The organism is Kitasatospora sp. NPDC093550 (genome assembly GCF_044764985.1).
Taxonomy (GTDB): Bacteria; Actinomycetota; Actinomycetes; order Streptomycetales; family Streptomycetaceae; genus Kitasatospora.
Window position 1 is genome coordinate 642,500 of record NZ_JBIWJF010000001.1, and the last position, 11,555, is coordinate 654,054.

At 74.1% G+C, this 11,555-nt stretch carries 8 protein-coding genes and 1 riboswitch; of the genes, 4 read left to right on the plus strand and 4 right to left on the minus strand.

Annotation, left to right across the window (positions count from 1 at the left end):
* Window positions 1–103 precede the first annotated feature (103 nt).
* The gene (locus ACIRD3_RS02710) at window positions 104–1,180 is read left to right on the plus strand and encodes a GNAT family N-acetyltransferase (RefSeq protein WP_402210457.1); all 1,077 of its coding nucleotides are present in this window, start codon (window positions 104–106) and stop codon (window positions 1,178–1,180) included.
* 47 nt (window positions 1,181–1,227) lie between these two features.
* Here the strand turns inward: ACIRD3_RS02710 and ribA are convergent, their stop codons facing one another.
* Window positions 1,228–1,857, minus strand: coding sequence for a GTP cyclohydrolase II (ribA, locus tag ACIRD3_RS02715; protein ID WP_402210460.1), 630 nt, complete (start codon window positions 1,855–1,857; stop codon window positions 1,228–1,230).
* A 372-nt stretch (window positions 1,858–2,229) separates the two neighbouring features.
* On the opposite strand from ribA, the gene gdhA reads away from it, so the two are divergent.
* The 3 genes from gdhA (at window position 2,230) to ACIRD3_RS02730 (ending at window position 5,656) form a co-directional block, all read left to right on the plus strand.
* Window positions 2,230–3,612 (plus strand): NADP-specific glutamate dehydrogenase, encoded by a 1,383-nt coding sequence (gene gdhA / locus ACIRD3_RS02720; RefSeq protein ID WP_402210463.1) that lies wholly within the window; start codon window positions 2,230–2,232, stop codon window positions 3,610–3,612.
* 183 nt (window positions 3,613–3,795) lie between these two features.
* Window positions 3,796–4,668: a GyrI-like domain-containing protein gene (locus tag ACIRD3_RS02725; protein ID WP_402210466.1), complete on the plus strand. Its 873-nt coding sequence runs from the start codon at window positions 3,796–3,798 to the stop codon at window positions 4,666–4,668.
* A 226-nt stretch (window positions 4,669–4,894) separates the two neighbouring features.
* The gene (locus ACIRD3_RS02730; RefSeq protein ID WP_402210469.1) at window positions 4,895–5,656 is read left to right on the plus strand and encodes a VOC family protein; all 762 of its coding nucleotides are present in this window, start codon (window positions 4,895–4,897) and stop codon (window positions 5,654–5,656) included.
* Here the strand turns inward: ACIRD3_RS02730 and lnt are convergent.
* The 3 genes from lnt to ACIRD3_RS02745 all read right to left on the minus strand — a co-directional run bounded on the left by lnt (window position 5,632) and on the right by ACIRD3_RS02745 (window position 11,275).
* Window positions 5,632–7,131: an apolipoprotein N-acyltransferase gene (gene lnt / locus ACIRD3_RS02735; RefSeq protein ID WP_402210471.1), complete on the minus strand. Its 1,500-nt coding sequence runs from the start codon at window positions 7,129–7,131 to the stop codon at window positions 5,632–5,634. The genes ACIRD3_RS02730 and lnt overlap by 25 nt on opposite strands.
* Window positions 7,132–7,496: 365 nt before the next feature.
* Window positions 7,497–11,123, minus strand: coding sequence for a cobaltochelatase subunit CobN (gene cobN, locus ACIRD3_RS02740; RefSeq protein ID WP_402210474.1), 3,627 nt, complete (start codon window positions 11,121–11,123; stop codon window positions 7,497–7,499).
* Window positions 11,120–11,275, minus strand: coding sequence for a hypothetical protein (locus ACIRD3_RS02745; RefSeq protein WP_402210476.1), 156 nt, complete (start codon window positions 11,273–11,275; stop codon window positions 11,120–11,122). Before ACIRD3_RS02745 ends, cobN begins: the two co-directional genes overlap by 4 nt.
* A 47-nt stretch (window positions 11,276–11,322) precedes the next feature.
* A riboswitch (cobalamin riboswitch) is annotated at window positions 11,323–11,408 on the minus strand.
* Window positions 11,409–11,555: the final 147 nt, after the last annotated feature.

Consider the following 11,555-nt stretch of genomic DNA (forward strand, 5'->3'; position numbering starts at 1 on the left):
CCCGGCTTGTCGGACGGGCGTCGGGCGGGCGGGCGCCCGGGGCGCGTGCCTAGCCTGGAGAGCGGGGGCCCGGAGACTCGAGCCGGAGAGGAGCCCCCGTTCCATGCCCAGGAAGCCTCCCGCCGGGGTCGAGGTGACCAGTCCGGTGCCGCGCGAGCTGTGGTGGGAGCTGATCGAGCGCGACGGCGGTGCGCTGGTGACGCAGACGCCGACCTGGCTCGACTGCCTCTGCGCGACCTGGCCGCTGGCGGACGCGAGCCGGCTGTACCGCTTCGACAGCGGGCGGCGGCTCCTCGTTCCACTGGTCCGGCACCGCCGCCGGGCGGCGCGGCTGCTGACGGAGGAGTCCTGGCCCGGGTGGGGCGTCGGCGGCGCCGTCGTACCGGACACCCCGGACGGAACGCCGGACCCGGGGGAGGCCCGGCTGGTCTTCGAGGACCTCGCGGCCCGGCCCGCGCTCCGGGTGGCCGTGCGGTTCAACCCCCGGGCGGCCCGTGCGGTCTGGGACGAGGCCGTCCCGGGCGCCTTCGCGGCGGTGGACCGCACCACCTACCTCCTCGACCTGGCGGGCGGCTTCGAGGAGGTGTGGGCCCACCGCTTCCACCAGGGGGTGCGCCGGGGGGTGCGCCAGGCCGAACGCGCGGACGTGGAGGTGGAGGTGGACCGGGGCGGACGGCTGGTGCCGCAGTTCCGGCGTCTGCACGAACGGTCGGTCGTCCGCTGGGCCGAGCAGCAGCACGAGCCGGCGGCCCTGGCCCGCTGGCGCCACCGGCGGGAGGAGCCGGCCCGTCTGCTGGAGGCGGTCGCGGAGCGCTTCGGCGACTCCTGCGCGATCTGGCTGGCCCGCTGCGGCGGGGAGCCGGCGGCCGCGATCGTCGTGCTGCGGCACGGCACCCACACCAAGTACTGGCGCGGGGCGATGGACCGGCGGCTGGCGCACCCGGTCCACGCCAACCACCTGCTGCACCGGCTCGCCGTCGAGGACGCGTGCGCGGCCGGGAGCCTCGTCTACGACATGGGCGACGCCCGGCCCGACTCCTCGCTGGCCGCGTTCAAGCAGAGCTTCGGCGCGCGGCCGGTGGCCTCCCCGGCCTACTACCGCGAGCGCCTGCCGCTGACGGCGGCGGACCGGCGGCTGCGCGGCGTGGTCAAACGGGTCATCGGCTTCCGCGACGCCTGACGGCCGCCGGGCGCTCCCCGACCGACCAGCGGACTCGGGTCGGCCGCTCAGCCGACCAGCCGGGACAGCTCGATCGAGTGCCCCGTCCGCTCCACCTTCGCCGTCAGGTACCGGACGTTGCTCGCCGAGAGGTGCACGCCCGTCGGCACCCGGTGCCGCACGGTGACCCCGAGGTCGGCCAACTGCGCCGCCTTGTCGGGGTTGTTGCTCAGCAGGTCGACGCCGGTGGTGCCGAGCGCGGCGAGCATCTGGGCGGCGGCGGTGTAGTCCCGGCCGTCCTCGGGAAGGCCGAGCGCGGTGTTGGCGTCGTAGGTGTCCAACCCGGAGTCCTGCAGGGCGTACGCGTCCAGCTTGTTGTACAGGCCGATGCCCCGGCCCTCCTGGCGCAGGTAGAGCAGGTACCCGCCGGCCTCGCTGATCCGCTCGACCGCCTCGCGCAGCTGCGGTCCGCAGTCGCAGCGGTCCGAGCCGAAGACGTCGCCGGTCAGGCACTCGGAGTGCAGCCGAACCAGCGGGGTCCCGCCCTCGGGGACGGCGCCGAGCGCGAGCGCCAGGTGCTCGGCGCCGTCGGCGAGGTCGTGGAAGGTGAAGACCTCCGCCTCGGCGCGGTAGCCGTCGGGGAAGGTCAACGGGATGCGCACACGCGAGCGCACCGTGGCGGGGCCGGGCTGGGGCATGGGCGGGCCTTCGGGGATCGGGGTGGACCGGGTCGGTTCGGATCCGGGCGGAACGGGCTGACCGGGTGGAGCGGGGTGATCGGCCGATCGGGCTGATCGGGCTGATCGGGTGTCGACCGTACTCGGTTGTTCCAATTTGAACAACTGGACCACTGGGGTCCGATGCGAACACGGAGGCGCGGGGAGGCGTACGGAGGCGCACAACACCCCGCCCGTCCCAGCTGTTCCCGCCCGGCGCACGAGATCGTTCCGGCATCCGGAAGGAGGCCGGTGCGGGGTGTGGACACCGCGAGACTTCCTCCCGTTTCCTGGGCACGGGAACGCCCGCGCACGACCACCCGACGACAAACGGAAGGTCCTGATCAGATGCCCATGAGCCGTCAAACCTCCACCTCCGCACCGTCCTTCGAGGCCGAACAGCGCGCGATCGAGGCCCTCTACGCGGACGTGGTCCGCCGCAACAAGGGCGAGACCGAGTTCCACCAGGCCGTGCACGAGGTGCTGGAGACGCTGGCCCCGGTGCTCGCCCGCCGCCCCGAACTCCGCGACGCCCGGATCATCGAGCGGATCTGCGAGCCCGAGCGGCAGTTGATGTTCCGGGTGCCGTGGACGGACGACTCCGGCGACATCCACGTCAACCGCGGCTTCCGGGTGGAGTTCAGCAGCGCCCTCGGACCGTACAAGGGCGGGCTGCGCTTCCACCCCTCGGTGAACCTCGGCATCGTCAAGTTCCTCGGCTTCGAGCAGATCTTCAAGAACGCGCTCACCGGGCTGTCGATCGGCGGCGGCAAGGGCGGCTCCGACTTCGACCCCAAGGGCCGTTCGGACGCCGAGATCATGCGGTTCTGCCAGTCCTTCATGACCGAGCTGTACCGGCACCTCGGCGAGCACACCGACGTGCCGGCCGGGGACATCGGCGTCGGCGGCCGGGAGATCGGCTACCTCTTCGGCCAGTACAAGCGGATCACCAACCGCTACGAGTCCGGCGTGCTCACCGGCAAGGGCCTGGGCTGGGGCGGCGCTCAGGTCAGGACCGAAGCCACCGGCTACGGCTGCGTGCTGTTCACCGCCGAGATGCTGCACAGCCGCGGCGACGGCCTGGACGGGCGCCGGGTGGTCGTCTCCGGCTCCGGCAACGTCGCGCTCTACGCGATCGAGAAGGCGCAGCAGCTCGGCGCGACGGTGCTCACCTGCTCCGACTCCTCCGGCTACGTGCTGGACGAGAAGGGCATCGACCTCGCCCTGCTCAAGGAGGTCAAGGAGGTCCGCCGCGGCCGGGTCTCCGAGTACGCCGAACTGCGCGGCGGCCACGTCACGTTCGTCGAGGGGCCGGGTGTGTGGAGCGTGCCCTGTGAGGTCGCGCTGCCCTGCGCCACCCAGAACGAGCTGACCGAGGCCGACGCGCTCGCCCTGGTGCGCAGCGGCGTGCTGGCGGTCGCCGAGGGCGCCAACATGCCGACCACCCCGGAGGCGGTGCGGGTGTTCCAGGAGAGCGGGACGGCGTTCGGTCCCGGCAAGGCGGCGAACGCGGGCGGCGTGGCGACCAGTGCGCTGGAGATGCAGCAGAACGCCTCGCGCGACTCCTGGACCTTCGAGCGCACCGAGGAGCGGCTGGCCGCGATCATGAAGCACATCCACGACTCCTGCTTCACCACCGCCGAGCGCTACGGCCGGCCCGGCGACTACGTGACGGGCGCGAACATCGCGGGCTTCGAGCTGGTCGCGGACGCGATGCTGGCCCAGGGCGTGGTCTGACCCGTACCCGTACCCGTACCCGTACCCGTACCGGGTCACCGGTGACCCGGCGATCGGTACACCGGTGACCCGGTACACCGGTGACCCGGCGATCGGTACCCGACCGGAGCGGGCACCGATCGTCGGGTACGGCAGGGTGGGTCCTTCCTACGGTGGTGATCAGCAAGGAAGGACGGGGTCGGAGTGCTGGAACACCTGAACCGGGCGATGGACCACATCGAAGGGCACCTGGACGGCGAGGTCGACGTGACCGAGCTGGCGCGGATCGCGATGACGTCGGAGTACCACTTCCGGCGGCTGTTCTCGATGCTCGCCGGGATGCCGCTCTCGGAGTACGTCCGGCGCCGGCGGCTGACCGTCGCGGGGGCCGAAGTCCTCGCCGGCGAGCGGACGTTGCTCGACGTCGCGGTCCGGTACGGGTACACCTCGGGCGAGGCGTTCGCCCGGGCGTTCCGGGCGATGCACGGGGTCGGACCGGGCGAGGCCCGGCGCGACGGTGCGGTGCTCGTCTCCCAGCCCCGGATGTCCTTCCGACTCGTCGTGGAAGGAAGCAGCAGTATGGAATACCGCGTCGTCGAGAAGCCGGACTTCCGGATCGTCGGCAGGAAGGCCCGGGTCACCCTGATCTACCAGGGGATCAACCCGGGGATAGCCGAGTTCATCAAGGGGCTCGGGAGGGAGACGGTCGAGCGGATCACCGCCCTCGCAGGCCAGGACCCGGTCGGCATCGTGTCGGTGAGCGACGACTTCTCCCCGAACCGCGAGGAGGGGTCCGAACTCGACTACTGGCACGCGGTGGTGGCGCGCGAGGACGCCGAGGTCCCGGAGGACCTGGACGTCCTGGAGGTGCCGGCGGGCACCTGGGCGGTGTTCACCAACACCGGGCCGTTCCCGCAGGCGCTGCAGGAGATGTGGGGGGACGTGGCCGCCCAGTGGTTCCCGTCCAACCCGTACGAGGCCCGGCCGGGCCCGGAGATCCTGCAGACCCGCTTCGTCCCGGGGACGGGTGATGCCGAGGCGGAGCTCTGGATCCCGGTGGCCCGGGCGCTGCGCTGACGGGTGACAGCTGACGACTGACGGATGGCGGCTGACAGATGACAGATGATGAAATCTGTTATCTGTCGGCTGTTATCTGAAATCTGTCAGCTGTCGTCCGTCGGCTGTTATCCGTCAGTCGTCAGCCCCCGTTCGGCCCACCAGCGCCCGCCCCCGGCCCTCCCCGCCCCGCATCCTGGGCGGGGAGGGCCGGGGGCCGAGCGCACGAGCTGGAGAATCCGAACCGATGAAGCTGACCTCCGTGACCACCGACGGCCCCTGCTGGGTCGAACTGGGCACCACCGACCCGGTCGCCGCCCGGGCCTTCTACCGCGAACTCTTCGGCTGGCGGGAGGACGACGCCGCGCGCCCCGCGGACGGCGACTACGTCCAGATGCTCCTGGAGGACACCCCGGTCGCCGCCATCTCCCCGCGCTACGGGCCGCGGCAGCCGACGGCCTGGACGGTCAGCTTCGCGGTCGCCGACGCCGACGCCACCGCGGCGCGGGTCGAGAAGGCCGGCGGCAGCCTCCTGAAGGAGCCCACCGACGTGCTCGACCACGGCCGCTTCGCGGTGGCCGCCGACCCCTCCCACGCGGTGTTCATCCTGTGGCAGGCCCGTACGTTCAAGGGCGCCGGGGTGTTCAACGAGCCCGGCTCGCTCGGCTGGGTGGAGCTGGTCACCCGCGACCCGTCCGGTGCGCTCGCCTTCTACCCGGCGGTCTTCGACTGGTCCGTCTCCCCGTCCGACTACTACACCCAGTGGGGCGTGGCCGGTCAGGACTTCGGCGGCATGCCGATGACGGACGACCGCTCGCCGGAGGCGCCGTCGTACTGGCTGCCGTACTTCTCGTGCGCGGACGCCGACCTCACCGTCAGCCGGGCGGTGGCCCTCGGCGCGGACGTGCTGGTGCCCGCCTCCGGCATGCCGGGCGGTCGGCGGACCGCCGTGCTGCGCGACCCCCAGGGGGCCGCGTTCGCCGTCTACCACGCGCCTCCGGTGGGCTGAGCCGGGCGCCCCGCGGCGGCCCGGCGCCGTGACCTTCCCGCCGCCACCGCCGTCACCCCGGCTCCAGCCGTGATCAGCAACGCGCCCAGCGGGACCACGTCGCCGACCCGGTCGTACCAGGTCAGCGTCCCGGGTGCGGTGAGCGGCAGCCGGACGGTCAGCGCGCCGGTGCCGTCGGTGCCGAGCCGGGCGAGCTCCCGGCCCTGCGCGTCGAAGGCCGCCGAGACCCCGGTCAGCGAGGCCTGGACGGCTGGCCGGCCGGTCTCGGCGGCCCGGATCGCGGCCAGCGAGACGTGCTGCTCGGGCGCCCAGGTGCGCTGGAAGGTCGAGGTCGAGGACTGGTAGACCAGCACCCGGGCGCCGTCCCGCGCGGCGGTGCGGGCCATGTCGGGGAAGGCCGATTCGAAGCAGATCAGCGCCCCGACGGGCAGCGGCGCGCCCGTCCGGTCGGTGGCCGGCAGCAGGTGGAAGGCGGTGCCGGGGGCCCGGTTCTCGCCCGCGGCCCGGCTGACCCCGGCGATCCAGCCGAGCACCGGCCGCAGCGGGATGTACTCGCCGAACGGCACCAGCCGGATCTTGCGGTAGCGGTCCACCACGCCCGCCGGGGAGACCAGCACCGCGTCCTTGGAGATCCGTCCGTCCGCCTTGCGCGCGTCCTCCCCGGCGATGATCCGGGCGCCGGTGGTCGCGGCGAGTCGGCGCAGCGCGTCCAGGGTGGTGGGGTCGTGGTCCAGGTCGGCGGTGGTGCTGCTCTCACCCCAGACCACCAGGTCCACCGGCTGCCCGACCAGGCCGGCGGTGGCCCGCGCGCTGGCGTCGAACCGGGCCTGCGGGTCCTCGACGACGCCGGGCTGGACCAGCGCCACCGTGACGGCCCCGGCCCCGGTCGGCGCCTCGCGCAGCGCGAAGAGCGCCGGACCGGAGAGCAGCGCCAGCACCGCGGCCGCGGCCGCCACGGCGCGCGGCCGCCAGTGCACCGCGGTCAGCGCGATCAGCACCCCGGTGTTCACCGCCGCCACCGCCGCGCTGACCAGCCAGATCCCGCCCGTGGAGGCCAGCCCGAGGATCGCCGGGTGCTGCCACTGGGTGGCGCCGAGCAGCGCCCACGGTCCGCCGAGCGCCGGCAGGGACCGCGCGTACTCGGCGGACACCCAGACCGCGGGAACGACCAGCAGCGCGAGCAGCGCCCGACGGGTGGTCAGCGACGGGCGCAGCAGCCGGTGCACGGCGTACCCGACGGCGCCCTGCAGCGCCCCGAACAGCACCGCGAGCACCGGCAGTCCGGGCCCGATGGACGGCACCAGCCAGTACATCGCGGTCAGGATGAACCCGGCCCCGAACCACCACCCGCGCACCGCCGCCTCCCGCCCCCCGGGCGCCCGCTGCATCAGCAGCAGCCCGGGGACGAGCGCGATCCACGCCAGCCAGGCCTGCCCGGGCGCCGGGAAGGCGAGCACCGGCACCGCCCCGGCCACCAGCGACCCGGTCCGTGCCCGGTACCGGTGCGGCGGGCGCGGCTCGCGTTCCTCCGCTCCCCGGACATCCGCTTCCCGGACACCTGCTCCCCGGACACCTGCTCCCCGGACATCCGCTTCCCGGACACCCGGTTCCGCGACACCCGCTTCCGCGACGCCCGGTGCCGCGACGTCCGCCTCCTCGGCGTCGTCGGCGGGGGTCGTGCTCAGGGCTGGACTGGTGGGACGGGTGCGGCGCGACATGCCCCGTATTGTCCGCTCGGACAGCGCACGCCACCAGTGTGCCCGTCACCCGAATGGGTGACGGGCACACTGGTGGCGCGGTGGAGACCCGCCGTTCCGCGGGCGCCTCCGGACGGCGGGCCTCAGCCCTCGCCGCCCTCCAGGTCCCCTTCCGTCTCCAGGAACGCGGCCTGCAGCTGCGCGATCAGCTCCGGGTCCGGCTGCTCCCACAGCCCGCGGCTGGCCGCCTCCAGCAGGCGCTCGCTGATGCCGTGCAGCGCCCACGGGTTGGCGCCCGCGAGGAACTCCCGGTTGACGGGGTCGAGCACGTACTCCTGGGTCAGCTTCTCGTACATCCAGTCCGCGACCACGCCGGTCGTGGCGTCGTAGCCGAACAGGTAGTCGACCGTGGCGGCCATCTCGAAGGCGCCCTTGTAGCCGTGGCGGCGCATCGCCTCGATCCAGCGCGGGTTGACCACGCGGGCGCGGAAGACGCGGGCGGCCTCCTCGGTCAGCGTCCGGGTGCGGACCGTCTCGGGGCGGGTGGAGTCGCCGATGTAGGCGGTCGGCGCCTTGCCGGTGAGGGCGCGGACGGTGGCGACCATGCCGCCGTGGTACTGGAAGTAGTCGTCCGAGTCGGCGATGTCGTGCTCGCGGGTGTCGGTGTTCTTCGCGGCGACGGTGATCCGCTTGTACGCGGTCTCCATCTCCTCCCGGGCCGGCCGGCCGTCCAGTCCGCGGCCGTACGCGTAGCCGCCCCAGACCGTGTACACCTCGGCCAGGTCGGCGTCGGTGCGCCAGTCGCGGCTGTCGATCAGCTGGAGCAGGCCCGCCCCGTACGTGCCCGGGCGGGAGCCGAAGATGCGGACGGTGGCCTTGCGCTCGTCACCGTGGACCGCGAGGTCGGCCTGGACGTGGGCCCGGACGAAGTTCTGCTCGTCGGCCTCCTCCTGGGCGGCGGCCAGGCGCACCGCGTCGTCCAGCAGGGCGACCACGTGCGGGAAGGCGTCGCGGAAGAATCCGGAGATGCGCAGCGTCACGTCGATGCGCGGGCGGCCCAGCTCCTCCAGCGGGATCGGCTCCAGGCCGGTGACCCGGCGCGAGGCGTCGTCCCAGACCGGGCGGACGCCGAGCAGGGCGAACGCCTCGGCGATGTCGTCGCCGGCGGTGCGCATCGCGCTGGTGCCCCAGAGCGAGAGCCCGACCGAGGGCGGGTAGGCGCCGTCGTTGTCGGCGGTGTAGCGCTCGATCAGCGAGGCGGCGAGGGCCTGGCCGGTCTCCCAGGCGAGCTTGCTGGGTACGGCCTTCGGGTCGACGGAGTAGAAGTTGCGGCCGGTCGGCAGCACGTTGACCAGGCCGCGCAGCGGCGAGCCGGACGGCCCGGCCGGGACGAAGCCGCCCCGCAGCGCGTGCAGTACGGCGTCCAGCTCGTCGGTGGTCGCGGACAGCCGGGGCACCACCTGGGTGGCGGCGAAGGCCAGCACCTCGCGGACGGCCTGCCGGACGGTCTCCGGCAGCTCGGCGGTGACCTTCTCGACCGCCTCGGGCGCCCAGTCCTGCGCCTCCATCGCCTCGACCAGGGCGCGGGCCCTGGCCTCGGCCGCGTCGGTGGCGCCGAGGGTCAGCGCCGCCTCGTCCAGGCCGAGCGCCTCGCGCAGGCCGGGCAGGGCGCTGACGCCGCCCCAGATCTGCCGGGCGCGCAGGATGGCCAGCACGATGTTGACCCGGTCGGTGCCGGTCGGAGCCTGGCCGAGGACGTGCAGGCCGTCGCGGATCTGGGCGTCCTTGACCTCGCACAGCCAGCCGTCGACGTGCAGCAGGAAGTCGTCGAAGCCGTCGTCCTCGGGGCGCTCGTCCAGGCCGAGGTCGTGGTCGAGCTTGGCGGCCTGGATCAGGGTCCAGATCTGGGCGCGGATGGCCGGCAGCTTGGCCGGGTCCATCGCGGCGATGTTGGAGTGCTCGTCCAGCAGCTGCTCCAGGCGCGCGATGTCGCCGTAGGAGTCGGCGCGGGCCATCGGCGGCACCAGGTGGTCGACCAGGGTGGCGTGGGCGCGGCGCTTGGCCTGGGTGCCCTCGCCCGGGTCGTTGACCAGGAAGGGGTAGATCAGCGGGAGGTTGCCGAGGACGGCGTCCGGGCCGCACTCGGCGGACAGCGCGGCGGTCTTGCCGGGCAGCCACTCCAGGTTGCCGTGCTTGCCGAGGTGGATGACGGCGTGGGCGCCGAAGCCGCCGTCCTCCCGCGCGGCCTCGATCCAGCGGTAGGCGGCCAGGTAGTGGTGGCTCGGCGGCAGGTCGGGGTCGTGGTAGATGGCGACCGGGTTCTCGCCGAAGCCGCGCGGCGGCTGGATCAGGACCAGCAGGTTCCCGGAGCGGATGGCGGCCAGCACGATGTCGCCGTCCGGGTTCTGCGAGCGGTCGACGTACAGCTCGCCGGGGGCCGGGCCCCAGTGCTCCTCGACCTGCTCGCGCAGCGCCTGCGGGAGGGTGGCGTACCAGCGGCGGTAGTCGGCGGCGGGGATGCGCACCGGGTTGCGGGCCAGCTGGTCCTCGGTCAGCCAGTCCTGGTCGTAGCCGCCGGCCGCGATCAGGGCGTGGATGATCGCGTCGCCCTCGTGGCCCTCGTCCTCCGTGCCGTCGAAGCCGGGGAGGTCGCTCCCCAGGTCCATGCCTTCTTCGCGCAGCCGGTTCAGCAGGCGGACGGCGCTGGCCGGGGTGTCCAGGCCGACGGCGTTGCCGACCCGGGCGTGCTTGGTCGGGTAGGCGGACAGCACCAGGGCCAGGCGGCGCTCGGCGGCCGGGACGTACCGCAGCCGGGCGTGGCTGACGGCGGTGCCGGCCACGCGGGCGGCGCGCTCCGGGTCGGCGGCGTAGACGGTCAGGCCGTCCTCGTCCAGCTCCTTGAAGGAGAACGGGACGGTGATCAGGCGGCCGTCGAACTCGGGGACGGCGACCTGGGTGGCGGTGTCCAGCGGGGACAGGCCGTCGTCGCTGGCCTCCCACTGGGCGCGCGACCAGGTCAGGCAGAGGGCCTGGAGGATCGGGCGGTCCAGCGCGGCCAGCGCGCCCGCGTCCCAGGCCTCCTCGTCGCCGCCGGCCTGCGCGTCGGCCGGCCGGGTGCCGCCGGCGGCCAGCACGGTGGTGACGATCGCGTCGGCCTCGCCGAGCGCGGCCAGCAGCTCGGGCTCGGCGCCGCGCAGCGAGGCGCAGTAGTACGCCGCGGCCCGGGCGCCCTGGTCCTCGATGGCCCGGCAGAGCGTCTCCACGAAGGCGGTGTTGCCGCTCATGTGGTGGGCGCGGTAGTAGAGCACCGCCACCGTCGGGCCCTCGGACGTACGGGCTTCGCGCTCCAGTGGGCCCCAGGCCGGCGCCGAGGCGGGCGGGGCGAAGCCGTGGCCGGTCAGCAGCACGGTGTCGGAGAGGAAGGCGCCCAGCTCGGCCAGGTTGGCCGCGCCGCCGTGGGCGAGGTAGGCGTGCGCCTCGGCGGCGATGCCGGCCGGGACGGTGGACAGCTCCATCAGCTGGGCGTCGGGGGCCTGCTCGCCGGTCAGCACCACCACCGGGCGGGGGCCGGCCAGCAGCGCGTCCAGGCCCTCCTGCCAGGCGCGGCGCCCGCCGAGCAGGCGGACCACGACGAGCTCGGTGCCCTCCAGCAGCGCGGGCAGGTCCTCGGGGGTGAGCCGGGCCGGGTTGCCGAGCCGGTAGCGCACCGGGCCCTCGGAGGCCCGGGCGCTGAGCAGGTCGGTGTCGGACGTCGACAGCAGCAGGATCATGTGAAGGCCCTCCCGGCCTCGTCGGTGGCCAGGACGGCCGGGGATTCGGCCGGGACGGCCGGGAAATCGGCCGGGGCGGCCGTGATGTGGGCCGGGGCGGCCGCGGTGGCGGCCGTGGACGCGTGCGCGGGCATGCGACAGCGCTGGTGCATTTCTGCCTTCCTCGGGGTCCGCGCCCCGGGCCGGTGGAGGACGGCAGGAGTTCCTGGCTCCCGCGGCCGACCGGTTTCCCGGTGAACCGCGGTCACAGTGGCGGGACCGCACCGGGCTTGCACCGGTTTCCTCCCCTGCGCCGTCGCTGGCGTGCGGACGGTCCGCCGGGACCGTCCGCCCTGCATCGTACGGGGTGTGGCTGACCTGGGGGAGAGTGAGCTTTCGGCCGCGGGCTCAGGCTGCTCGGCGCGGCCGCCCGGCGCCTGCCCGGCGCCCCGC

Coding starts and splice junctions, on each gene's coding strand:
- ACIRD3_RS02710 (WP_402210457.1), top strand. CDS start 104: ATGCCCAGGAAGCCTCCCGCCGGGGTCGAGGTGACCAGTCCGGTGCCG.
- ribA (WP_402210460.1), bottom strand. CDS start 1,857: ATGCCCCAGCCCGGCCCCGCCACGGTGCGCTCGCGTGTGCGCATCCCG.
- gdhA (WP_402210463.1), top strand. CDS start 2,230: ATGAGCCGTCAAACCTCCACCTCCGCACCGTCCTTCGAGGCCGAACAG.
- ACIRD3_RS02730 (WP_402210469.1), top strand. CDS start 4,895: ATGAAGCTGACCTCCGTGACCACCGACGGCCCCTGCTGGGTCGAACTG.
- cobN (WP_402210474.1), bottom strand. CDS start 11,123: ATGATCCTGCTGCTGTCGACGTCCGACACCGACCTGCTCAGCGCCCGG.
- ACIRD3_RS02745 (WP_402210476.1), bottom strand. CDS start 11,275: ATGCACCAGCGCTGTCGCATGCCCGCGCACGCGTCCACGGCCGCCACC.